The 25,944-nt window shown below is 52.8% G+C and carries 14 protein-coding genes and 1 pseudogene; 6 read left to right on the top strand and 9 right to left on the bottom strand.

From position 1 onward, the window contains the following. Window positions 1-189: 189 nt before the first annotated feature. Window positions 190-7,329 (bottom strand): SpvB/TcaC N-terminal domain-containing protein, encoded by a 7,140-nt coding sequence (locus ACP5D4_RS05315; RefSeq protein WP_428010590.1) that lies wholly within the window; start codon window positions 7,327-7,329, stop codon window positions 190-192. 689 nt (window positions 7,330-8,018) lie between these two features. After that, window positions 8,019-8,990, bottom strand: coding sequence for a carbohydrate kinase family protein (locus tag ACP5D4_RS05310; RefSeq protein WP_428010589.1), 972 nt, complete (start codon window positions 8,988-8,990; stop codon window positions 8,019-8,021). A 163-nt stretch (window positions 8,991-9,153) separates the two neighbouring features. Here ACP5D4_RS05310 and ACP5D4_RS05305 point away from each other — a divergent pair, with 163 nt between their 5' ends. Then, complete coding sequence (locus ACP5D4_RS05305) at window positions 9,154-9,564, top strand: thiol-disulfide oxidoreductase DCC family protein (RefSeq protein WP_428010588.1); 411 nt, start codon at window positions 9,154-9,156, stop codon at window positions 9,562-9,564. A gap of 52 nt (window positions 9,565-9,616) precedes the next feature. Here the strand turns inward: ACP5D4_RS05305 and ACP5D4_RS05300 are convergent, their stop codons facing one another. From ACP5D4_RS05300 to ACP5D4_RS05290, 3 genes are all read right to left on the bottom strand, one after another. Further along, entirely contained in the window at window positions 9,617-10,507 is an 891-nt protein-coding gene (locus ACP5D4_RS05300) for an ABC transporter permease (protein WP_428010587.1), read from the bottom strand. A 106-nt stretch (window positions 10,508-10,613) separates the two neighbouring features. Next, window positions 10,614-10,970, bottom strand: a complete 357-nt coding sequence (locus ACP5D4_RS05295) for a hypothetical protein (RefSeq protein WP_428010586.1) — start codon at window positions 10,968-10,970, stop codon at window positions 10,614-10,616. Window positions 10,971-11,053: 83 nt separating this feature from the next. Further along, a complete protein-coding gene (locus ACP5D4_RS05290; RefSeq protein ID WP_428010585.1) occupies window positions 11,054-11,839 on the bottom strand; it encodes an HAD family hydrolase in 786 nt (261 codons plus the stop codon). Window positions 11,840-12,350: 511 nt separating this feature from the next. Between ACP5D4_RS05290 and ACP5D4_RS05285 the strand changes: the two genes are divergently transcribed. Further along, entirely contained in the window at window positions 12,351-14,369 is a 2,019-nt protein-coding gene (locus ACP5D4_RS05285) for a protein kinase domain-containing protein (protein ID WP_428010584.1), read from the top strand. 258 nt (window positions 14,370-14,627) lie between these two features. Here the strand turns inward: ACP5D4_RS05285 and ACP5D4_RS05280 are convergent, their stop codons facing one another. Beyond that, window positions 14,628-15,623, bottom strand: a complete 996-nt coding sequence (locus ACP5D4_RS05280; RefSeq protein WP_428010583.1) for a succinylglutamate desuccinylase/aspartoacylase family protein — start codon at window positions 15,621-15,623, stop codon at window positions 14,628-14,630. Between the two features lie 547 nt (window positions 15,624-16,170). On the opposite strand from ACP5D4_RS05280, the gene ACP5D4_RS05275 reads away from it, so the two are divergent. From ACP5D4_RS05275 to ACP5D4_RS05260, 4 genes and pseudogenes are all read left to right on the top strand, one after another. Beyond that, window positions 16,171-16,293, top strand: coding sequence for a hypothetical protein (locus tag ACP5D4_RS05275; RefSeq protein WP_428010582.1), 123 nt, complete (start codon window positions 16,171-16,173; stop codon window positions 16,291-16,293). Window positions 16,294-16,315: 22 nt separating this feature from the next. Beyond that, window positions 16,316-17,893 carry a uroporphyrinogen-III C-methyltransferase gene (cobA, locus tag ACP5D4_RS05270; protein ID WP_428010581.1) on the top strand — a complete coding sequence of 526 codons (1,578 nt, stop codon included), beginning with the start codon at window positions 16,316-16,318 and terminating at the stop codon, window positions 17,891-17,893. A 187-nt stretch (window positions 17,894-18,080) separates the two neighbouring features. Beyond that, a pseudogene (locus tag ACP5D4_RS05265) lies at window positions 18,081-18,799 on the top strand (Uma2 family endonuclease). Between the two features lie 48 nt (window positions 18,800-18,847). Continuing rightward, complete coding sequence (locus ACP5D4_RS05260; RefSeq protein ID WP_428010580.1) at window positions 18,848-19,678, top strand: DUF3598 family protein; 831 nt, start codon at window positions 18,848-18,850, stop codon at window positions 19,676-19,678. A 35-nt stretch (window positions 19,679-19,713) separates the two neighbouring features. On the opposite strand, the gene ACP5D4_RS05255 is transcribed toward ACP5D4_RS05260, so the two are convergent. The 3 genes from ACP5D4_RS05255 to ACP5D4_RS05245 form a co-directional block, all read right to left on the bottom strand. Beyond that, a complete protein-coding gene (locus tag ACP5D4_RS05255) occupies window positions 19,714-24,387 on the bottom strand; it encodes an EAL domain-containing protein (RefSeq protein ID WP_428010579.1) in 4,674 nt (1,557 codons plus the stop codon). A 127-nt stretch (window positions 24,388-24,514) separates the two neighbouring features. Then, window positions 24,515-25,435 carry an ROK family protein gene (locus tag ACP5D4_RS05250; protein ID WP_428010578.1) on the bottom strand — a complete coding sequence of 307 codons (921 nt, stop codon included), beginning with the start codon at window positions 25,433-25,435 and terminating at the stop codon, window positions 24,515-24,517. 49 nt (window positions 25,436-25,484) lie between these two features. After that, window positions 25,485-25,790, bottom strand: a complete 306-nt coding sequence (locus ACP5D4_RS05245; protein ID WP_428010577.1) for a DUF3593 domain-containing protein — start codon at window positions 25,788-25,790, stop codon at window positions 25,485-25,487. Window positions 25,791-25,944: the final 154 nt, after the last annotated feature.

The following is a 25,944-nucleotide window of genomic DNA, read 5'->3' as shown; positions in this document are numbered from 1 at the left end:
ACCTCGTGATGTTTTCTGTGTTGTATATTTGGGGAGTATTTGGGTCGGTTGGGTTGCGTTTCACTCCACCCAACATCGGCAAATTCTCTAAAAATAGAAAACCTTTAATACATTGACAAAACCTTTTGAGATGGGGTCTGTTGAGTTTCACTCCGTTCCACCCAACCTACAGCCTACCGCCAGATATTTCTAAATGGTGTTGTGGCGGCGTCGCTCCGCTTCCGACGCACTGGCTTGCATCACCTCCTCCTCAACATCTTCTTGTTCCTGTTTTTCATCCGAAACATCTGCGTCCGAATCCAATGGCTCTTGTAACTCAGACACTTGTACCCCTCCAACCAATCGGTCATCTAAAACAGGATTGTCATCGTTATTTTCACTCCGTACATCGTTGTTGTCGTCGTCGCGATCGCTCGGTTTCAACTGCGAGCGATCGAACCGCCGAATTTCATTGTTTAAATCCCGAAATCGATGCAACCGACTTCGCAGTTGCGATCGCATTAACTCCTGTCGCTGCGTATGCAGTTCGATGGCAATCAAAATCCCCACTGCAATCAAAATTGCCGTTTTCATGTCCGTATTGAGGGAAATCGTAAAACTGCCCCCCGATGACGATTCCGAACGGTCGAATTTCGAGGCAATATCATCAGAAAATCCCCGCGTTTGTAAGCGAACCGACGCCGAATTTGCCGTTCTATCTTCTGAGGATTGCTGAATGCGACGCTCGAACTGTCCCACCCGCCGCGACACCAAACCGCTGGGGATTTCCTGACGCCGCTCGATTTGACCCCGCCGCTGGTTCACCAATCCCGCTTGAATTCCCCGCGAGGAGCCTTCTTGAGCCAATCGCTCGAATTGCGCTACCCGCTGCGACACCAAGCCGCTGGGAATCTCCCGCAATCGCTCGAATTGTGCCACTCGTTGCGACACCAACCCTGGCGGAATTCCTCGCCTCGCGGTTTCCCGATTAATTCCTTCAAAAAAGTCGATTCTTCGGCGAACCAAGCCATTAGGAATTCCCCGCGAAATTGCTCTCGACTGTCCTTCAAAAAACGCCACCTGTCTGGCAATCCCAGGACTGACAGTTCTAAAGCCGTTGTCATCGGTATAGCGAACCGGATTGTTGCGAACGAATTGATAGAGATTTAACCCGTCCACCGGCCCCGCCAAATCGGGACTGAGCCAGCGTCCCAACCAGGGAACGTAATATCGCGTACCGTAACTGTAAAACTGCGTAACTGAATCCCGTTCGCGTCCGCCGTATCGATAGCGTTTTCGCTCCACTTCCTGTTGGTTTTGTCCTGCAATTAACGCCGTTCCCCCAAAGGGATAGTATTCTTCATAAGTAATCACGTTGCTGTTGTCGTCCAGTTCTAAAGAAACCGACCCTTGATGGTTTCCCAGTTGAAATCGTAGCTGTGGATTGCGATTTTGTCCGAAGGGTAAAACCGTCCAGCGATGGGCAATTGCTACCCGTTCTTGTCCGTCGCTCACTGTCACCGTGGTTCGCTCTTGCGTGACGCGGTTTCCCCGACGAGTTCGCTTGATTTCGTACTCGCCGAAATAGAAGGTTTCGTCAATTTCGATCTGTCCGCTGACGAGTCGTTCGTAAATTTTCCGAACTCGCTGGCCGTCCGCGTCGTAAACGTAATATTCGCGATCGCTCGTTCCGGTATTTCGCTGAACCACATCTACCGCCGCCAGTTGGTTGCCAAAGTCCCACACCAACGCGGGTAAACTGTCTAAATAGACTAAATTTCCGTTGGCGTCGTAAGTGGAAGATTCATCGCGATCGCGATAAATAAAGCGGTTTGATGTCTCGGAAATTAAAATGTCTCGCGTAAAGGAATTTCCGTTAGCTAAATGTTGAATTCGCGTGAGATTTCCCGCCACATCGTAAGTAAACCGCCGCCGGTAATTTTGCACCGCTTGACGGTCGTTGATATTCGGCGAAACGTTTAGAAATTGCGCGTAATCGGGAAGTTCCGATTCTGTGCGATTCCCATACAACCCCGGATGTTCTCGTCCGCTGGCGGACCGCAGTTGATAGAGTGCGTCGTAGGTGTAATCCTGTAACGGTTCGACGAGTTGGTTGTTGCTAAAAATAGCCTCCTGAGAGCGATCGCGAATTCGGGTAATATTCCCGCTGGGGTCGTAGGTATATTCGACATCCTGCAACCGCCGATTGTCTCCCGTTCGACGACTTTGTAACGTCACCAGTTCAAAGGTTTGCAAATCGTACTCGTAGGTGGAAATCGTACCGTTTCCATACACTAATCGTTCCCGCTGGTTGCGAGGGTTATATTGAATCTCAGAAATAATCGATTGTTCGCCGTCCCTATCTTGTAGTGAAATCCCGCTCAACCGTCCCGATTCGTGATAGCTGTTCGACACCTGGCGACCGTCGGGATACACCGTTTGAACCAGTCGAGTTAAGGCATCGAACTGACGGGATATCGTCAAGGTTTCGTCGCTCAAAGTAACGGTATCCGACCAATTTGGCTCAGTCTCGTACTCCTCGCGAAACTGTCGCTGCGTTTGCAACCATTGACCGTCAATGCCGTACAGAGAAAAATCTAACCGTCCGGCGCGATCGAAATGCGTAATAATATTACCCCGCAAATTGCGATCGCCGTCCGGGTCGTTTTCTTCACCGTAGACGATGCGTTCGACTTGATGGTTTAACCCGTTCCCATCAACCCAGGTTGCAATGGGTCGAGATAGTGCGTCGTAATGACTAGAAATATGAAAACCTCGACTGTCCCACCGCTGAATCGCATCGCCACCGGCGTTATACAAAACCCAGTGGGTTCCGTTATCCACGCCAACCTGTTTTAACGGCTGTCCCGCCATGTTGTAATCCACTTCAAAGTTGAATAAATCCCGACTTCTCAATCGCGGGTCTTGCAGCCGAATTCGATTTCCTAAAATATCGAATTGAGTATAACTTTGTAGCGGCTCTCGGTCTAAATCGACATATTCCAACACCCAAAACGCGCGACCCCAAGCATCTAACCGTTCTTCCGTTACCGTATTGGCGTGTTGTGCCGCTTTATCCAATGCGTCCTGTGCGTCAGGAGACAAGCGATCGTTACTTTCTTGATAGTAAGAAGACTCGAGAATCGTATCGTTAGCATCTTCTCGAACCACCGACCAGGCACTATATTGAGTTCGGGTCAAATAGCCTTTCGGCAGGTCGACTCGATAAACGCGACCGAGGGGGTCGTAATGACGAATTGCCGTCACGCCGTATTCTGTTAAAACCCGTTCCGGTTGATAGCGAGGACTGGCAGAATAGAAGGGTTCGTACTGTTTAACGACGGCTCCTTTATTGTTGTAAACCGTCCGTCCGCTGGTAATCCAACGGTTTTCGGATTCCACCGTGGACGCCGTTCCGTCGCCGTTGACAATTAACGCTTCTCCCGGTTCGGCTTTGCGTTTTTTCTGCAAACTGCGTCCGAATCCGTCGGAATAGTCCAACATAATTTGAAGCGAACTGTTTTCGTCGTCGCTGAGATAGCGATCGCGATGGAGATTCACCGCGTAAACCGGTTGTCGTTCCCGTTCCCACGCCAGTAAATCGTAGCAAAAGAAACTCGTCGCCGTTTGAATATACGTCTCGGGGTTGTCTAAAATTTCCTCTAAAGAGGCTTTGGAAACAATGCTATAATTTTGAATCGGTAAATCGCCGCGACGAACGCCGTTTTCGATGCCGTAACGACTGACCACTTGCACGTTTCCCAGTTCGTCGTACAGGTATTCTGTTGTATTGTTATTGATGTCAATAGCAACGCTAGGCTTGAGCGTTCGATAATCGAGTTCGACTCGATTTGTTAGGCTTTGCGTGTCGCTTAGCTTGGCTTCTGTAGCGACAATAGACAGATAGTAACTGTCGTAACTGGCGATGGTTTCTGTTCCGAATTGGTCTACAAAGCGAATCGGTTGAAAAAACTGCGTTGAATCGCCATAATACGCCGTTATACCACTGTCGAAATAATAGATGCGATCGCTCGCCGTTCGCCTTTGACTGCGAAACCCGCCGCCGTCGCTATCGGTACTCAATAACTTCTCGTGAAGGCGGTTCGGGTCGAAAGCATTGAATAAAGATTCAATTTGACCGCGAGACCCCACAGCGGTCGCCGTATACCCCAGCAACCCTCGCCATCCCGCCTCGCCGACGGGTAAAATCTCCGTTTGTGCGTCGTTCCAGTAGCGATACTGTTTCCAGCCAATTAACCGCGTTCCCACTCCCGTTATAACGCGATCGAAATCCAAGGCGGTTTCCTCCGGTTTGGGATAGGAATTCTCGATATCTTCTCCCGTCAAATACCCACTTTGAGACAATCCCCCCAATTCAAAGGTTTGGTATTCCGTGGGAAGTCCCAATCGATAACGGTTTTCCGTGAAATTTAAAAAGGTTTGATAGGTATAGATTCCTTGAGTTTGTTGCGGGTCGGGATGTCCATTTTCCCGCCGTCCGTAAGCAATCGTTGCACTGCGAAGAACGTTTCCGTAGGCGTCGTATTCTAAATAAAACTGATGGCGAATTCGGGGATCGTCGGGATTGCGATCGTACTGATAGGTAATCGCTTCTCGGTCTAACGCAAAATATACCGAATATCGCTGAGTTTCAATGGGTTGAATCAGCCGTAAATTGTAGGCATATTCCTTCACTGAATAGGGACGATCGCTAACTCCCGGTCGGTCGTCGTCTGCGTAGACTTCTTCTCGTAAAACCTTCCCCCGCAAGGCTCGATAGGCGTCTTGAAAAATGCGGGTTTCTCCTTCCGGCGTTTCAAACTGACTGTCTTCCAGTTCTAAAGCATTTTTATCGCCGCGATAATACTCTTGCGCAAACTGTCGAGAGAGCGTATCTTCCCGTTCGGCGAGTCCCGTGTGATACCAAGTTTTGGTATGAATTGGCGGTACGTAAAGGTCGGACTCCAGCAATTCAAATTCTCTATCTTCCCCAAACTGCTCGAACCCTTGACTGTCCCACCGTTCCACCAATCCAAACCCGGCAAATTCCCGCTCTCGGAAGTCGTAACCACCGTGGTGGTAGGCGTAACATTGCACCTGTTTCGACTGAGCAATCAAATCGAGAGTTTCTGTTTTTTCCACCACTTGCACCGGAAAAGGAAGCTGTGTCAGCCACGGATTTCCCAACTGACGATCGCGCAAATAAAATTTCGTCGATGAAGCGTATTGAATCCGCGTCAACGCTCCCCGATGGTTGTCGATTTCCGTCAACAGATGGGGTTTGATTCCTCCGGTAAAATCGTAAAACTGATGTTGAATCTCCTGCGTTCCGTAGGAAAAGACAAAACAAGTGGTTCCGTTCCCGAGAACGTCCGCCAGTTGCACGCGACAGAGGGGATGATAGGGAGACGGGAGGGGAATTTGAATCGGTTCGCTCAAACGATTTCCGCTTTGATTAAAATAGACATCAATCTGACGAGAGCGGACGTAAATTAAATCGCTAGTTCCCGAACCGTCGATGTCTGCTAAAAACAGCCGAGAAGCATCGAACGTTTCGTCAAAAATTGGCGAGTTTTCTATCTCAATGGCGTTGCCAAATTTCCCGTATCCCAAATTCGGCCAGTACGTCACCCGTCCGTTGCGAATCCGAACGCGATCGCTCAAGCCGTCGCCGCACATATCCGCCAAAACAAGCATTTCATCGGCGGGAACCGTGGCTTCTCGCATCGGTAAATCGGCATTTCGCAACGCCGTTATCGCCGGAAGATGACCCGCTTGTCGAACGCCGGGATAAACTTTCACTCGCTCTTCTTCAAAGATTAAAATATCGGGGAATCCGTTGCCAGTGACATCGGAAAATTCCGCTTCGGAATTGAGGCGATCGAACGGAACGCTTTCAAAGTCTTTCCACCCCTCCCAACTGTCTTCAGACGCCAATTGATAGAACCCCGAACGGTGGTGCGATCGCACGTTTAACCAAGTCCACAATCCCGCCGTAATGCTGTAATTCAACGGACTTCCAGGATGATTTCGTTCGATAGGAAAGGCGGGTAACACTTCCGGAAGTCCGTACTGTCCCGCTCCTTGGGGACGCCAATACATCGTCGTTCCGTTGCGATCGAACAACACCCCAGAAATCCCTTCCCCGTACAAATCCAACAGTTGATAATCGTCTTCGTCGAACTGACCTGGTAAGGAATTTTGCTGCTCTACAGACAGGGGTTGAAACTGATGTGCTAACGGGTCGTAACTGGAATATTGAAAACTGACGGGAGGCAAGGATTTCGCCGCATAACTGCCATCGAAATTTCTCCGATATCCCACCTGTTCTACTTTTTGAAGAAAGCTCAAAACTGGCGATTCGTCGTAAGAGAGTTTAAAGGCTCTCACCAAACTGTCTCGAACCCCTAACTCCGCTTCAAAATGATGGAAAACTAAGATATTTCGACAGAGGCGATGAGTGCGAATTTCAAATCCAGCGCGATAGTCTGAAAAGGGGTCGCGTCGCGGTTGCCAAACTCCCGTCGGCGCGATCGAAATTTTGGTTAAATTCTCGAGGTCGTATTCCCCGTAATCGAAGATGACGCTAAAGGAATACTGCTCGTTTCCTTGGGAGTCGAAAAAATTGCCGTATTGAATTCGCTGCAAGTATTTTTGACTCGGCTTGCTGCGATTATTCTCGAACAAGTGCGTTTCAACGTTGGCGTTATCTTCAGATTTGTAAAAATAGCAAATTTTATTTCCATTGACATCTTTGGTTTCTTCTAAAAGCCAAGTAAATACCTGCCTCGGATTTTCAGGATTGGCAATTTTTGCACTTGGCGATCGACCGTAAACATTGACAATACCATCTGGCGTTACAACTCGCCAATAACTATCGCTGTCTACCTCTCGCGTCCAGCGTTCTATTCGCAAAAACCGACCTTCCGTCCGCGTTCGATACCGCTGAACTCCGTATGTTTGAGCATCTTCTTCATCGGTTCGCGTGAATTCCTCCAGCGTCCAACCGTCCTCTTGTTGCACGAGGGCTGGAACTAAATATTCCGCATTGGAGAGAACAAACTCGTCCTTTTCTGAATAATTTGGCAACCGTTTTTCCGTGCGTCTAGAAATATTAGGAACTGAAAAATTGAACCCCAACCCGAAGATTCCCTGAGAACCTCCCGAATTGTAAATCAACTTCAAATCCGGTTCCAACCCTCTCGCCGCAGGCGTTTCAAACGGCAACGAAAAACTTCCCGACCCCGTAAATGGCGTGGCTTGAAACGTTTCGCCAATTGCCTTAATCGAACCGCCGCCCTTGGGAAGTTGGACGCTCGGAATTTCAATTTTCGATCGCGTTTGTGGCATCGTGAATAACTCGATACGATACTCTTACGAAATAGGGCATTGCAATCCAACCGGAAACCCAATCCAATCTTCCGGCGTAAGTTGGGATTTGCCGTTGTCACCCAACCGATTCCTGCTCGAAATTTTTGTTTTAAATCTGTGAAACTTGCCCGAATGCAAATCTTAAAAATTGCTTAAAAATTGCCTTCGATCGCGTTGCAACAGCAGACAACCGACAAGCGATATACGATAGTATGGCGTTCGCCTCACAACCCATCTAAAGCTGATTCAGTTGTTGCTGTGTTTGTTGGTGCTTCAACGTAATTTTAGATACAGACAAATTTCTCAGTGATTTCTCGGATATCGCGATTCTAATCGCGCTAAATTGATTTTGGCTCGGATTGTAAAGGTAATGTAATAATTAGAAATACAGCTTAACGTCCTACCAGAATATCTCAACCCCCAATCACTGTATAATGACGTAAAATCGCCTACCGGAGCCTTGGAAGCCACAAAAAATCCTACGGCTGCCGTGCTTCGCTCTACACCCGAAAAAGCGCGAAATTTTAAAAAATTCCAATTGTCTAAAATTCAATCCAAACGTTTTACAATACGGCAATCAGAAAAAATTACAACTATATTCCTGTAAAATCATACAAACAGAACCCATCGATTTCAGCCGAATTTCAACTCCCTCGATATCCCAAATCTTACTGTTGCGATAAAAACCGTTTCACTTCCTCCGCCGTCGGTTGAGCGGCGATCGCACCGGGTTTCGTCGCCGTCAATCCCCCCACCGCACTGGCGTACTCCACCATTTCTCGCGCCGTCTCCCCATCCTGCAACGCCTCGACCCCCCGCAAGCAGAGTTGATGGACGAATCCCGCCGCGAAGCCGTCCCCCGCTCCCGTGGTATCCTGCGCCTGCACCGAAAACGCTGGAATATCCCCAGAAACCTCACCGAAACAGTAAGAACAGCCGCGACTGCCTCGCGTCACCAACACCCCACTAACCTGGGGCAGATGTTGCGCCACCGCCGCCGCTTCGGGAGTGTCGAACAACCATTGAGCTTCGTCGTCCGAGATTTTGAGGAAATCCACCGTTTCGATAGTCGATCGAATCTTCGCCTTCGCCGCCTCCAGATCCTGCCAGAACACCGGACGCCAGTTCACATCGATGAGAACCCGAACACCGTGTTTCTGCGCCAGTTCTCGGGATTTGGCCATCGCCGCCTCGCTGTCGGGATAGGCCATTTCCAGGGTTCCCGTCACCAGAAAATCCGCCGACTCGAAGAGGGATTCCGGCAACGCCGACGCCTTCAAATGAGTGTCGGCAAACTCGCGGGTGTCGAACTCCCCAAACCCGGCAAACTCGCGATCGCCGTCCGTCGTCCGCACCACGTACACCTGTCGCGTCGGTGCTGTGGGGTGTCGTTGAATTCCCGTGCGATCGACCCCCACATCTTCTAACAATGCCACCAAGCGATCGCCCGGTTCGTCTTCCCCGACACATCCGACGAAACCCGCCGAAGTCCCCAGTTTCACCAACGCACAGGCGACGTTCGCCGGGGCGCCACCGGGGTACGGCGTCCAAGATTCTACCGCTTCGTAAGGTTTGCCGATTTGGTTTGCCAAACAATCGAAGAGAATTTCACCGAGACAGAGAACGCGGGGAGAAGACATTTTAATTGATGATTGACAACGAAGTCGGTAGTCGGTAGGATGCGTGACTTGAAAAACGGGGTTGAACTCGTGCTTACCGATAACTCGTCACGCACCGCTTACTGTAAAGCTACGCCAAAATATGGAAAACAGACAACGTTAGACGCGAAACCCGAGAAGCGAAATGTCTTATCTGGTCATTTACGACGGCAACTGTAACCTGTGCGTGACGTTGGTGCAGTTGCTGGAAAATCTCGACGGCGGAACCCGCTTTCGCTACGCTCCTATGCAAGAGGAAACCTTGCTCGATCGCTACGACATTACTCCCCAAGGGTGCGAGTTAGGGATGATTTTACTCGATCGCGACAACCCCGATCGACGCTGGCAAGGGAGCGACGCCGCTGAGGAAATTGGCCAACTCCTCCCCGGCGGCGAACTGTTCGTCTCCGCCTACCGCCAGTTACCGGGGTTGAAACCCACAGGCGATCGCCTCTACGCACAGGTTCGCGATAACCGTTATAGCTGGTTTGGCAGACGCCAAGCGACCTATCGATCGAAATATCCCCTCGTTGGAGATGAGGAGATGAGGGGATGAGGGGATGATGAGGGCAGATCGTTGAGAATTTCTCCCCCTCTCGGGAATCTCTTCAACGCCGACTCTTGGGATCGAGGGCGTCTCGTAACCCATCGCCGATAAAATTAATACTCAACACCGTCAGAAAAATTGCCAAACCCGGGAAAATCGCCATGTGGGGGGCCGATTCTAAATAGTTCTGCGCGTCGAACAACATTCGCCCCCAAGTGGGAACGTCCGGCGGAAACCCCAATCCGAGAAAACTCAACGTCGATTCAATGAGAATGGCACGTCCGACGGCTAACGTCGCTGCAACGATCGCCGTTCCTAAAACGTTCGGAAATAGGTGAACCCAAATTAAACGACTCGGCGTCGCTCCCAACGCACGGGCCGCCGCTACGAAGTTCGTTTCTCGCAACGAGAGAAATTCTGCCCGAATCAACCTCGCCACTGACATCCAGTTCAGGCTACCAATCACCACCACGATGAGGACAAACACCCCCAATTCCGGGCCGGCGATCGCTTTGAGAGAATCGCGAAACAAATAGACAATTAACAGCAACAAGGGCAGTTGCGGCAACGCCAAAAATAAATCCGTCACCCGCATTAACAGTCCGTCGAGCCATTTTCCATAAAATCCCGCGATCGACCCCACGAAAATCCCCAATCCCATCGACACCAGCATCGCCGCCACTCCTACCGACAGCGAAACGCGGCCGCCCCACAGAATCCGGGCCAGTTGGTCTTGTCCTAAATCGTTGGTTCCGAAGGGATGTTCCCAACTCGGCGGAAGACTCGATCGCCCGAAATCGATTTCATCGATCGGGACATCGTACAGCAGCGGTCCAACGAGGGTTCCGAGGACGATCGCCACCAACACGATCGCCCCAAACACCGCCATGCGATCGCGGCGAAACCGTCGCCACGCATCTCCCCACAGGGTTCGATGGGGTCTTTCGTTCACAGCAACTTGAAGGGACAAGGGGACGTTTCCGTGAAAAAGAACAAGGGAAGAGCGATCGCGGGTTCTTGGTTCCTGCGATCGACTCTCAACTCTCAACTCTCAACTCTCAACTCTCAACGATCGACTGTTTCCAACGATCGAGTTGCTTGAAGGGTTTGGGATTGAACACCGCCCAGGCGTTCAATCCCAAACACAGACTGGCTAAGGCCAGTAAAACGAAGGTGGGAACGCGCACCACGCCGACGGCGAACCAAGTCCAAACGTGCAGAACCATCGCCACCGCCAACAGACTGGCAATTCCCCCAGACATCCACCGCAGCCCGGCCGATCGATCGATCGCCGCCAGTACCATCGTCGCCGAAGTGGCCAACAAATTACTCGGTACCAACACCGCACAAATGCCAATACAGTGAATTCGCGACAACTCCGCTAAAGTGGCTAAATCGAAAACAGAATTCAACATACAGTCCTCACGCACGCTGTTTTTTACGGTATCTTGTCTATCAGGGGAAAGCTAGACTCAAAAGGAAGACCAGCAACAAATCTTCACGGCCACTCGGCCAAATTTCGATCGAACTCCGACAGAGACAACAAACGCACGCGATCGCTCCCCCTCGCAGTTTGTCGCATCCCCTCCGTGTTGTACCCCCAATCAGCCAGATACAGGCGCAGGTGGCTTAAATCCCCTTGACTGGCCACCAATTGCAACGTTTTCAAACGGTCTTCCACGAACCAAATTCGCGACTGGGGGTCTTTCTCCACAAAATCCCGTAAAATCTCGTATTTCGGACGTTTGACCTCCTTTCCGAACAGTTGCCCCTCTGCCAAAGTGACACCCTGTTGTTGCAAGAGCGATCGCACGAACCGCCCTTCCTTCGTCGTGATAATAACCCAAGGCATCCCCCGAGACTGCCACCGTTGCAACCGTTCCACCACACCCGGATAAAACCGATGCAGCGACAACCAGCCCTCGAGGTCTTCCGCAATCCATCGATCGCGCACCCCGTCCACCGCTTCCGCCAAATCCGACACCGCCCAGCTTTCCTCAGCCACCAAACGGCGACAGAGTTCCGGCCAGTGTTGCAAAATCCGCCCTTCCTCAATACCGCCCAGCCTGGCGTGCAACACCACGGGCATTTCCCACCCCGTTTCCACCACCGGACGCAGGCGATAGAAACTTTCCGCCAACCCCGGCGGCGGCGTCTCGTCCCTCGGGTTGGCAATCAGACAATAGGCTTTCCAAGCCGTTTGGAAATATTCCACCAATCCGTTACAGACAACGCCATCGAAATCGAGGGCGAGTAACGTCGGCGTTCGATCGATCGTCGACATGGGAAAAACTCAGAAACGCTCCATACAAACCCTTTCACACTCCACGAATTCTTGATTTCCGTCAATCGTTAGCAGTTACGCACTCCTCGATCGAGAAACCCGGTTTTTCGTAGCGACCTTCGCGCTGAAACCACGGAATCTCGTCACCAACCGGGTTTCTGCAAAAGTCTTAAATCATCAAGTTTCTTAAAAGTTCCCTGGCTTTAACCGGGTGAGGTTTTTACAATACTAAGGAAACGAGTCGATTTCCACCGCCCAAACGACGACGAAACCCAACCTCCCAAACCCTCGTCGGTTGCCCTCGGCGACACTGAGATCGACTACAGGGGTGCGCGATCGCCAAAAAACGAGAGTGTGAATTCAAACGAGAGTGTGAATTCACTTGATACGATCGAATAAACCGATCCGTCCAACGTTTCCTGTTTCCTGTTTCCCCGTTTGTCGAGTTGTGCTGACGCACGGGCTGCACGATCGGAGACAATGGCAATAGATCCTGCAAGCGTGCGTCACCATGATTTTTTGTCTCAACCCCGACTGTTCGCACCCCCGAAACTCCGACGACGCAACTCACTGCCTCAGTTGTGGCACTCGCCTCAAACTCCGAAACCGCTATCGCCCCACCAAACCGCTGGCACAGGGGGGGTTCGGTCGCACGTACCTCGCAGTAGACGAAGATCGGCTCAACAGCTTCTGCGTCATCAAACAACTGTTACCCCAGGGAACCGCAAGCGACGCCACCCCCAGTACCCACGAAAAAACCATCGAACTCTTTTACCAAGAAGCCGCACAACTGTCCCTTCTCGGCGAACATCCCAACATCCCCACCCTGTTCGCCTTTTTCGAGGAAGCCTCTCGCCTGTACCTGGTTCAAGAATATATCGACGGTCAGACCCTCTGGCACGAACTCGAACAAAACGGCGCCTTTAGCGAAGCTCAAATCAAAGAAGTTCTCGTCCAGTTACTCCCCGTGTTGCGCTTCGTTCACCGACACCACGTCATCCATCGCGACATCACCCCCGTCAACATCCTACGTCGCCAAAAAGACGGACGGCTGATGCTCATCGATTTCGGCGTTTCCAAACAACTGACGCAGGACGCCATGTCCGAACCGGGGACGAAGGTGGGCACCGTGGGTTACGCTCCCCTCGAACAACTGCGAAGCGGCATCGCCTATCCCGCCAGCGACATTTACAGTTTGGGCGTCACCTGCATTCAACTGTTGACCAACGCTCGCCCCGATACCTTGTTCGACCCCTTAAAAGGCTGGCGGTGGCGGGACAAACTGGCCTCGCAACACCGATCGATCGGGTCTCGACTCGGATATATTCTCGACAAAGCCATTCAAGAGCAACTGATCGATCGATACCAGTCCGTCGATGAAATCGTTCGCGACATCAAACGCCCCGCCTCCAAAAAACCCGCTCGCCATCGGCGCGTGAAAAAAGCCGTCGCCACCGGAAACCCCACCCGCGACAGACTTCCCGCAACAGAGATCGAACCCCCATCGGGTCAAGCGCGATCGACCACGCCCCAACCCCTACCGCCTCGTCCGTCCCGTCCCCGACCCTCCGATCCCCCTCCCACAGTACGGGAAGCGAACGTCACGCCGATTTCCCACGCCCCGCCTCTTCCCACCACCAAAGGTTGGCACTGCGCCTATACCCTACCGGGTCCGACCTCGCTCATCACCTCCGTCGCCATGAGTCCCGGCGAACAGTGGGTGGTTGGCGGATGTTTGGACAACAGCATCTTGGTGTGGAACCTCCGCAGCCACCAACTGCAACATACCCTCCACCAACATCGGCGTCCTGTGAACGCCGTAGCCATTTCCCCAGACGAAGCGGTGTTAGCCAGCGGTAGCGACGACGCCACCATCAAGTTGTGGAACCTCCGCACCGGAAAGCTCATCAACACCTTAAACGGTCATCTGCGGGGCGTCACCTCCGTAGCGTTCGCCGCCGACGGGTCCTTTTTGGCCAGCGGTAGCAAAGACCGCACCGTGCAAATTTGGGAACCGAAGCAATCCCAAGCCAGTGCCACCTTAACGGCGCGATCGGGGAGTATTAAAACTATCGCCCTTTCGCCCGACGGCCGCTGGTTGGCCACGGGGGGACTCGACAATAAAATTCACCTGTGGGATTTGCTCGATCGAACCCTGGTTCACACCCTTTCGGGACATCTCAATTCAGTATTAGCGGTGGCGATTTCCCCCGACGGCAAACAACTCGCCAGCGGTAGCAAAGACCGCAGCGTAAAACTCTGGGATCTCGAAACAGGAAACGAACTCAACACCCTATCGGGGCATTTGTGGGACGTCAACGCGATCGCCTACATCTCCAACAATCGCGCCCTCGTCACCGCCAGCAACGATAAAACCATTAAAGTCTGGAGTCTTCCCGACAGTCGAGTGCAATACACCCTTTCGGGTCACATGGGTTCTGTATCCGGAGTGGCAGTCAGCAACGACGGGAAAACCATCGTTTCCAGCAGTTGGGATAAAACAATTAAGGTGTGGAATTGGCATTCATAGTTGAAATTTCAACTCTGAAATTTCAACGTTAAAATTTCATATAGCAATCCTAAGTCAATTGTGGCAATTATACAGACGTGAAACTCAAGATCGAACAAAGGTCGGATTGTCTCGAGATCCCCGGCATCTCCAAGATGCCGGGGATCTGGCACAGCCCCAAACGTGATACTCAAGATCGAACCGATTACAGCCAACCGTGAAGACAGTTTTCCGTTTTCAGTTCGCGGTTTTTCATCTCCTCATCCTCACCTCACCCCATCATCCCTTCACCTCATCGTCCCGAACGTGGGCGATATGAACGATACCGTCCCCTTGATTGACCAGGGGATTCTGAGTCATCCCCACGATCGAACCGTGACAGGGGGCGACCACTTTCGCGCCGATATTCCCGAAAACATCCACGATGACGCCGAGTTTTTGCTTCTTCACCACCTTCTGACCTAATTCTACGTTCAACAGTAAAATTCCCCCCATCGGCGATCGAATCCATTGGGTTTTTCGCACTTCCACCGGGGCGAAGGGTAATGGGTGCAGTTGCGTTTCGTACATCTCTAGGGCGTTCATCACCCGTAACACCCCTTCTACCCCCACTTCGATCGCCGATCGATCGAACCGCAAGGCTTCCCCCGCCTCGTATAACAACACCGGAATTCCCTGCTGAGTCGCCGCTTGACGAAGCGAACCGTCGCGAGTCGTCGAATGAATCACCACCGGAACCCCAAACGCCATCGCACAGCGATAGGTTTCCGGATCATCCAGATTGGCGCGGATTTGCGGTAAATTATTGCGATGGTCGGACGCCGTATGTAAGTCGATACCGTGGGTAGACTGGTGAACCACCTCTTTCATGAACAGGTTCGCCAGTCGCGACGCCAGAGACCCCCTCGGCGAACCGGGAAACGATCGATTCAAATCTCGGCGATCGGGTAAATATCGCGATTGTTCCAGAAAACCGAAAACGTTCACCACCGGAACCGCGATTAACGTACCCCGAAGCCGTTCGGGAACGACGCGATCGAGGACTCGCCGCACGATTTCCACCCCGTTGATTTCGTCCCCGTGAATCGCCGCACTCAGCCACAATACCGGCCCCGTTTCGTAGCCGTTGACTACCGTGACGGGGAGAGAAATCGGGGTTTGCGTGACCAGTCGCGCCACGGGAAGTTCCAGTTGAACGCGGGAAACGGGGGGAATGGGGGTGTCTCCGATGTTGATGGCGTTAGCTGCGCGTAAAGCTTGCGATCGATCTTCCATGAAGCGTTTGTATTCGAGAAATCTTGAATTTGGAGAGGTTTCGATATTCAGGGATCGCCTGATAGCCTTTTAAGATAACAATTTTTTCTGGGGGGCTGTCTGGGGTTCTGACCAAAACTGCCCCAGAACTCCACCAGATACCGAATTGCTTAGGAGTTCCCCGATTCTGACCGATGCGGTTCTCGATCACCCCAACTCCCAGCCCATCGATTTCCCCTCTCTCCGGGTTGAAAGATTTTTAATTGGGATAATATTCTTGTTTTTGAAGATATTCTTGGGAGGATCTCGGAATTTTACGAACCTCAAAATTATACCGTTTATAGGATTAAAAAATAACCCCGGAAATCCCCCGAAATCAAAATTATTTAAAGCCCGAAAATATTTCAAAATATAAAAATACTTGCAATTTGATGTTGGCGTCCCTTAAAATACTAAAAATACCGTGGAATAAAAACCACTCGATCGCACCGTTCTCCCTCAAAAGAACCGCGAAAGGTTTTGACCTCCACGACCTCACTATCCTGACAATCGATCGCCAATTCGCACCATGTGGAATCTCGACGCCTTCAGCGTGCGCCCCGACTTCTACTTTCAAATCGCATTTACCCTCGTCGTCAGCAGCATATTCTTCTGGCAAGTGTGGGTCGCGTGGAAAGCCGTGCGCCGCTAACTCCCGTCCCTAAACGAACTCCATGACTCCCAACCGCGACGCGCCGTCGCCGCGTTCCAAGAACCACCCTCGTCCCACCGTGTATCTCGTCGGGGCGGGACTCGGCGACGTGGGCTATCTCACCGTTCGCGGCCGAGAACTGCTGCGCCGTGCCGAAGTCTTGATTTACGACGCCCTCGCCGACGATCGACTCTTACAGTGGGTCTCCTCCGACTGTCTCTGTCTCAACGTCGGAAAACGAGGCGGACAACCCAGTACCCCCCAATCCGAGATCGATCGCCTCCTCGTCGCCTACTGCTTGCAAGGACGGCGCGTCGTGCGTCTCAAAGCCGGAGATCCCTTCATTTTCGGCCGCAGCACCTCAGAACTCCGCGCCCTGCATCAAGCCAACTGTCCCGTCGAAGTCGTCCCCGGAATTTCCTCAGCCCTCGCCGCCCCACTCCTGGCCGGAATTCCCCTCACCGACGCCGCCCTCAGTTCCGGATTCGCCGTTTTCAGCGGTCACGACCCCGATCGACTCCCATCGGACGCCTTAACGAAACTCGACACCCTCGTATTTTTGATGGGCCGTCGCCACCTCCCCCAAATCTGCGATCGACTCCTCCAGCAAGGAAAATCCCCCCAAACTCCCATCGCCCTCATCCGTTGGGCCGGTCGTCCCCAACAGTCCGTTTGCACCGGAACGTTAGAGAATATAGTCAAACGCACTGCGGGACATCCCCCCTCGCCGACAGTTATCGTCATCGGCGAAGTCGTGCAGTTGCACGAGGAATTCCGAGGTTTTGAGGAGTCTATGGCAACGAAATTCAGTCCTTTAGCAGGAAAAACCATTTTAGTCACGCGATCGAGCGGACAATCGAGCAATTTTCAAACCCTACTCACCCACGCCGGGGCCAACGCTATTTCCACCCCCGCTTTAGAAATCGGCCCCCCGTCCAGTTGGGACGAATTGGACAACGCCATCGACAACCTATCCAAATTCGACTGGGTCGTCTTTTCCTCCAGTAACGGTATCGAATACCTACTCGATCGCTTAAAAGAAAAAGGACGAGACGTTCGCAGCCTCAGCGGACTCAAAATCGCCGTCGTCGGTCGCAAAACCGCCAGAATCCTCGAACAACGCGGGTTCAACGCCGACTTCATTCCCCCCGACTTCATCGCCGATTCCCTCGTCGAGAACTTCCCCGAACCCGTCGCCGGAAAAACCTTCCTCTGTCCCCGCGTCGAAACCGGCGGACGCACCCTCTTAGCCCAACAATTTACCGAAGCCGGGGCGACCGTCGAAATGGTTCCGGCTTACGAATCCCGCTGTCCCGCCTCCCTCGAACCCGAAGCCCTCGACGCCTTACGTCGCCAAACCGTCGATGTCGTCACCTTCGCCAGTTCCAAAACCGTCAGAAACTTCGCCCAACTCGTCCACGACGCTGGAGATATTTCCCTAGACAACGTCGCCATCGCCTCCATCGGTCCCCAAACCACCGAAGCCTGTTTGGACCTCTTCGGACGCTGCGACATCGAAGCCGAAGAATACACCATTGAAGGACTCTATCAGGCGATCGCTTCTTACAGCCAACAGCCAACAGCCAACAGCCAACAGTGAACAGTGGTCGGATGCGTGACTTCAAAAATCGGGTGTCGCAATGAAACCGAGAAATCGTCACGCACCGACAATTTACACCGCCAACAGACAAGGGTGTGTGACGCGGGCAGAAAATGGGGTCAAAGTCCGGCCGGTATTACCGCGTTACGCACCGTTCCCCGTTCCCTCTTCAAGGAAATTTGAGACGATGTTAGCAGTCGATCGATACAAAATTACCTGGGAAAAACTTCCCGACGATTTCCCACTTCCCAACGACCCCGTGGACAACATCAACCAACCCCCATTGGCAGCAGCCTTGACCGATAGCTTACAAGCCAACGGCTACATCGGCGATCGCACCTTGACCCCGACCAACTACGGGATTTGCGCCACCCTCAACGGCCGCCTCGTCATGAAAGCCCCCGATTGGGCGTATATTCCCGAAATTCGCGTTCCTCGCGAGGAAATCACCCGCAGCTATACCCCCAACTCCAAGGAGATTTTCCCCTCATTGTCGTCGAGTTTATCTCCGACCCCAATGAAACCGAATATTCCATCAAATCTACCTATCCTCCCGGAAAATATTTCTTCTACGAACAAATTTTACGGGTTCCCTATTACGCCATCTTTAACCCAGAAAACGGACCCTTAGAATTCTTCAAACTCGGCAAAACAGGACGATATCAACTCGTCGAACCCGCCGAACCATACCCCGTCGAACCCATGCACCTTTCCCTAGGGGTTTGGCAAGGAACACGCGAAAATCGTTCGGGGTACTGGTTGCAATGGTGGGACGACGCCGGAAACCTGCTGTTGTGGAGTTCCGAAATCGCCCAACAGGAACGAGAACAGGCCGAAACCGAACACCAGCGGGCCGAACGCCTCGCCGAACAATTGCGGGCGGCCGGCATCGAACCCGACCTCTGATAATGCGAGGATGGGAAAATCAGAGCAACTGTCGGGAGATCGATCGCCGTGACCACTTCGACCCAATGGCAATATTTCCTCCGCAACCTGGGGGCTTGGCGAGGTTCCTTCACTCAACTCTCGCCTCGCGGGGAAATCCTCAACGATATTCCCACTCTCGTCACCTTCGAGGGCTTGGAGGATAACCAACTCGTTAAACAACAGGTCTTTAAATATCTTCCCGGTGAACCGGAACCCTCGCCGTTAACTTTGGAATATCGCACTTTGGGGCGAAATATTCTGTTTTTTGAAGACGGCGCGTTTTCCATCGGTTCTGTACAGTTTTCCCCCATCGCCACCTTTGGCGCAGAATTGGGTTTAATTTACCGCGATCGACGAATGCGCATGGTGGAACTGTTCGACCCCTCTGGGGACTTTTCGGGATTCACGTTAATTCGGGAATTTCGCCAAGGAAGCGACGCCCCGGAATTTCCACCCCTGACCGCCGAGAAACTCGTCGGCGAGTGGGAAGGCACCGTAACAACAATGTATCCCGACTATCGCCACCCCGATGTCTCCTCCTCTCGCCTCTCGATTCGCCTCGACGGAAACACACTTCACCAACACCTGACAACGCCCCAGTTTGAATTCTCCTCTACTGGACGCATCGAAGGGTCTCGCATTCGCTTCGACAGCGGCAAAACCCCCATGCAAGTCCTATTACTCCCCGACGGCGCATCCTGCAACGTCCCGGTCAAAATTCCTCGAAATTCGCCGTTTTTTCTCGAATCGGGCTGGCTGGTCGAGGAAAACCTCCGTTATCGCCTCCTCCGCAGCTACGACGCCACCGGACAATGGACGAGCGTAACAGAAATTATCGAAAAAAGACTTGACAAATAAAATTATTTATGATATAAAACAACCCCCTCATCCCCTCAAAACTCACGGCGCGGACAACTGAGGGCGGGATGTTTCAACATTTCTGTGGCCATATCGGCCGGAACGGGGGCAGAAAACAAATATCCTTGACCTAACTCGCAGCCGAGTCCCCGCAGCCATTCCAACTGTTGCGGCGTTTCGATGCCTTCGGCGATCGCATTGAGTTCGAGTAAATTGCTCAACGCCACGATCGACTCCGCGATCGCCTGATTGCGAGAATCGGACTCGGACAAACTCACAAACGCCCGATCGATCTTCAAAGCATCTACGGGCAACCGATGCAAATAACTCAACGACGAATACCCGGTTCCGAAATCGTCGATGCTCAAACGAATCCCTTTCGATCGAACCCGTTCTAGTAAATCACAAGTCGCCTCGACGTTTTGCACCAACATACTCTCCGTAATCTCGAGAACCAACCCCTCACTGTACAAACAGCAGTCTTTTAACAAATCTTCAAGCTGTCGCAACAGTCCCTCGTGAAGCTGTCTCGCCGACAAATTCACGCTAACCTTAATCGATCGATCCCGAAACTGACCTTGCCAAACCGCCAACTGCTGACACGCCGCCTGCAAAATCCAACGCCCCATCGGTTCGATTAACCCCGTTTCCTCCGCCACCGGAATAAAATCCCCCGGCGACACCACCCCCCGTTCGGGGTGCTGCCAGCGAATTAATGCCTCGAACCCGCGCAGCACCTGGGTTTCCAAATACACGATCGGCTGATAGTACAACACGAACTCGTCGTTATCCAAGGCGCGACGCAAATCGTTTTCCAAATGCAGCCGCTGCACCACCTGAAAATGCATCGCCGGGTCGAAAATCGCGTATCGTCCCCGTCCGGCATGTTTGGCCCGATACATCGCCAAATCCGCATCCCGCAACAAATCCTCGGGACGATTGTGATGGGGCGTTCCCATGACGATGCCGATGCTGGCACTGGTAAAGGCTTCGCGCCCCGATACCTGAAACGGCGATCGCAACGCCTCTAACACCCGTTCGGCTACCCGTACCGCCGCCTCCAAGTCCTCGATTTCCTCGAGCAGAATCACGAACTCGTCGCCCCCTAACCGCGCCGCTAAATCTGTTTCGCGCACGAATTCCTGTAACAGTTCCGCCACTTTTAATAACAGTTCGTCACCGATGAAGTGACCCAAACTGTCGTTGACGACCTTGAAATTGTCCAAATCTAAAAACAACACCGCAAACTGAAACTGGCTGTAGCGTTTCGATCGCTTGAGCGCCAAATCCAATCGCTCCATCAAACAGTTGCGGTTCGGCAACCCCGTTAACCCATCGTGAAGAGCGTCGTGTTTCAACTGTTTCTCCACCTTCACGCGATCACTCACGTCTCGCGAAGTGGTTTGCAAGTGTAGAATCTCCCCCGCTTCGCCTAAAATCCCTTGCGTGAGAGTTTCCAGCCAAATGTATTTCCCACTTTTCTGGCGAATGCGATAAGTAATCGCTCTCGATTGACCCTTCAAAACAGCCTCGTGGGAATCCTCGCGCACGCGATCGCGATCGTCGGGATGAAACAACTCATAAGGATCCCGTCCGATTAACTCCTCCGGACGATATCCCAACAACGCCTCGCTCGAAGGGGTTACGTACAAATAACGTCCGTCCCGATGGTGCAAACACACCAAATCGCTCATGTTCTCCGTTACCAACCGCAGACGTTCCTCGCTTTCCCGCAACGCCAAATCCACCTGCTTCAGTTCCGTAATATCCCGTCCCACCGATTGGATTTCCACCAATTGCCCGGAATCGTCGAAAATCCCTTCGTTGAGCCACTGCGTCCAACCCACGCTTCCATCGGCTCGAGTGTCCCGATTTTCAACAATAAATCTCGAATGGGTGGGGCTGAGTTTGTCCAAACCTTGAAACACGCGCTGTTCTAAATCGTCCGCGTTGGCGAAATCGTGCCACGTTTTCCCCACAATTTCCTCTAACTTCATCCCCAAAGCCCGACATAATACCTCGTTGGCAAAGGTAATCGTCGTGTCGGGGCGCGATCGCAGAATAAAATCCGTCTGATATTCCACAACAGTACGATAGCGCGTCTCGCTCTCTCGCAGCGCAATTTCTGTTTGCTTGCGATCGCTGATATCGATCGAAGTCCCGAACACCTTCACGATTTGCCCGTTAGCATCTCGAATCGCTTCCGCTCGCGCTTCCATGTACCCCATCGACCCATCGACCCTAAAAAATCGTAAATCGATATCGTAGGGTTTCCCCTCCGTCATCGCGTCCTCGAGAACGCGAGCGAGCTTTTCCCGATCCACCGCATGGATATACTCTGACAAAACCTTGGCCAGATCCAGTTGCGCGTCACCCGGCTCGAACCCAAACATCCGAAACAAATTTTCCGACCAAACCAGCCTTTGAGTCGCCACCTCTAACTCCCAGTTGCCCATCCGGGCCAGTTGCTGCGCCTGCACCAACGCCGTTTGACTCTCGAGGAGTTTTTGCTTTTCTCGCTCCACCTGTTGGTATAACTGCACCTGTTGGATGGCAACTTCCAACTGATCGGCGATCGATCGAGTCAATTCCACTTTCTCCTCCGTCCAAGCAAACGGACGTTCGGCCGCCGTCAAAACCACACATCCCCACACTCGACCCTCCACCGCCAAGGGCACCAGCAACCAAGCCCCCGGCATCCGTCGGGCAATTTCCCGATTTACCTCGTCTTCAATTAAATCGCTATCTCGAACCTGGACGATTTCTAACTGCTTGAGTCGATCCGTAAAAGGATTGTCCGCATCGGACACCTCAAATCCCAGAGTCGAAGGCAAATCGCCATCGCGACGGAATTCCGCCACGTGCCGCCACACCCCCGCTTCCGGAAAATACCGCGCCACAAAACAGTCCAAACCCGCCAATAGCCCAGCCATTTCAGCCGTCGCCGTCGCGAAAATCGTATCTAAATCTAGAGAATTGCGAATCGCCTGCACCACCCGATTGAGTGCCTGCTCCCGCTGAAACTGCTGCTGCAATACCGCTTCGGAACGCTTGCGATCGCTCACGTCCGTAATCAACGTATCCCACACCACATCGCCGTTGTCCTGCCGTTCCGGTTTCCCCGACGCCTCCAGCCACTTCACCTTCCCCGACGGCGTCGTAATGCGCCACTGCCAAAACCAAGGTTCCAGAGTCCGAGCCGAGGTTAACACCGATTCGTACATCGCCGCTCGGTCGTCCAAATGAACCATATCCCACAAAATCTGAGCGTTTTCCACCACCGCCTCCGCCTCCACTTCCCAGAGTCGGAAACAACCAGGACTCATATACTCCACCCCGTCGGAACCGTCCCCGTGCAGCACGTAGCGAAAAATCGCCCCCGGAACGTTGGCCGCCATATTGTGAAACCGTTGCTCGCTCCGACGCCACGCCTCTTCCGCTTCCTTACGGGCGCTAATATCCAAAATCAAACCGTCCCAAACCACATCGCCATTGCGATACTGCTGGGGTTTCGCCGCCCCTTGCAGCCATTTGCACTGCCCCGACGGCGTGATAATGCGCCATTCGTACTCCCAAGGCGTCATCGATCGCGCCGACGCCAACACCGACTCCCGCATCGCGTCGATATCCTCCGGATGCACCAAGTCCCAAAAGCGGTTCGTATCTGCGATCGCCGCCTCCGCTTCCACTTCCCACAACTGGCGACATCCGGAACTGACGTAGAGCAGTCCGTCAGAGCCATCTGCATGCAAAACGTACTGATAAATCGTGCCGGGGATATTGTCCGCCAAAGTTTGCAGGCGATCTTCAACCTGGCGGCGACGTTTGACCTCCCGCTTGAGGGTGTAGTTCCAAATCCCAAACACCACCAAACCCAGCGGCGCCACGTACATCACCACCTCTCTCCCAAGGCGGCGAAAGTCCCCCCAACCCAACTTCCGCTTCGGTTCCAACCAACGTTCCATCGCCTGATAATAGGCAGAGTTCCCATCGGCGATGAGGTCTTCAAGATGGCCATCGATCGCCGCCAACAACGGCTCCCCCGACACCCTCGGCGCGATAAAATGCAGCCGAGACGGATTCACCAAAATGTTCGTTTTAACAATGTTGTCGCTCTCGAGCCTATCCCGGCCGAAAAACCGATTGGCTACCGCCGCATCCACCTCCCCACGAGCCAGTCGCCGAAACATCTCCCGAAAATCCCTCACCACCACCCACTCGGGAGCGATGCCTAAATTGTGCGTCTGGGCCAATAACACATCGTATTGAATGCTATCCTCGAGTACCGCCACCCGTTTCCCGTCTAAATCGAGAATCGAGTCGATCGAAACCCCCGCTCCCCTGTACACCACCGACCACCCCGACAACACGGCTTCTCGATTAAAAGCAAACCGCCCGTTTCTAACCCCTGAATAGGCCACGTCCATCATTAAATCGAGGCGGTTCTCCTCCACCGCCTCCAAACATTGCTCCCACTCGCAGGGAACATATTGCAGCGACCAATCTTCCTCCGCTGCAATTTCCTCTAACAGATCGACCCAAAACCCCGCCGGTTCCCCCTCCTCATCCAGAAAAACCTTTGGTTCGTTTTGGTAAATACCCACTTGTACTGTGGTGCGAGTCTCTCGCGCCTGAGACGGGTATCCTCCGCCGAGCAAGAAGATAAAGACCGCAATCGAACAACCGCTCAGTGTTTGCGCCAAATTCATAAGTTAGTTTGACACCGTTTTGGGAACTCAAACGGCATTTCGTCAATCTTGAGGGAAGCCTTGAAACGATTAGTATTTAAACCTCGAGTTCAGGGCTAATTTTAGCGTAGCTCACCCTCCCCAAATCCTACCAAGATTCGATCCCCTCCGATCGACCGGACATCTCCTGCCAATGCTGCCACGCCAACTGAGCCGCCCCAATCGTTCCCGCTCCATTTCCTAACTGAGCCGTCAAAATTTGCAACCCCTCCCGAGACGTCGGAAGCACCCGCCGATCGATCTCTCCTTTCATCGCCGGAAAAAACAAATCCGCCCCCGCCGCAATTCCACCGCCAATCACCACCGCTTCCGGCGTCAGAACGTAAATCAAACTCGCCAGTCCCGCCCCCAGTCGCCGACCATAGGCTTCCCAATACTCGATCGCTTCCCCATCTCCCGCCTTCGCTTTCGCCGCCAGTTCGTGAGGTTCGCATCCCGTCTCGCGACGAATCGCCCGCACCGACCCATACTGTTCTAAAGAGCCATTATTCCCACTGTTACAAGGCGGACCCTCAGGATTGAGAGTAATCAAGCCCAACTCTCCCGCCGCCCCGTGACGCCCCACAAACAGGCGGTTTCCCAAAATAATCGCACCTCCGACGCCCGTTCCCAACGTCAACACAATCAAGTCGCCGAACCCTCGTCCCGCCCCCAACCAAGCTTCCCCCAATCCCGCACAGTTCGCATCATTAGCCAACACCACCGGCCGTTTCAGCTTCCCTTCCAGAATATCCGCCACCGGAACCTCCTTCCATCCACTTAGGTTGATGGCCACTTTCGCGATGCGTCCCGTTTCATCAGCCGGACCCGGCGTTCCCAACCCCACCGCGACGCAGTTTCGCCGAGGATCGAGTCGATCGATCGCCCCCACGATGGCCTCCAGAACCGCCTCCGGGGTCGAAGGTTGCGGCGTCTCCACCGTCAGCCTTTCACCACAATTCCCCTCGCGATCGAACCGTCCCAACTTGATCGCCGTTCCACCCAGGTCGATCCCTAAAACTTCTTCCATCACCCCTATCGCACCCTCATCCCGATCTCACCATCATCCCACCATCCCATCATCTCCCCATCTCCCGACCCTTCTGCCGTTTGCGAATCGCTTCGCTAAATCCCAACACCACCACGATGTTAGACAGCGTTAAAAACACTTCCGCGCCGCCGTGCAGCCAATCCACGTTGGCCAGTTTTTCCCCGTAGTGGACTTTCGCGTAAATTCCCGCCGGAATCGTCACCGCCACGAACACTAACAAAATGTAGAAGCCAATCAGCGCCAAACGCGGCGTTTGTTTCGACCTCGTCAGGAAATACAAAAAGCCCAAATAGGGAAATAGCGACACTGCAAACAGCGTATCTTTGGAAATCATAAATTTATAACCCGCCGCATAAAGGGACGGAGTTTATTTTATCGCTCTCCGACGATGAAATATAGGCAGTCGATCGCTCTTCTCCCTGTTGAATAAAAAAACAACTCGCGCCCACCTCAAAAAGGGGTTGCTCGAGGGCGGGGAGTTGTGGTAA

The sequence above is a fragment of the Baaleninema sp. genome, from assembly GCF_049974805.1.
In the GTDB taxonomy this organism is placed as follows: Bacteria; Cyanobacteriota; Cyanobacteriia; order Cyanobacteriales; family Geitlerinemataceae; genus Baaleninema.
Note: the sequence above shows the minus strand (reverse complement) of the source record. Positions and strands in the feature narration are given on the sequence as shown.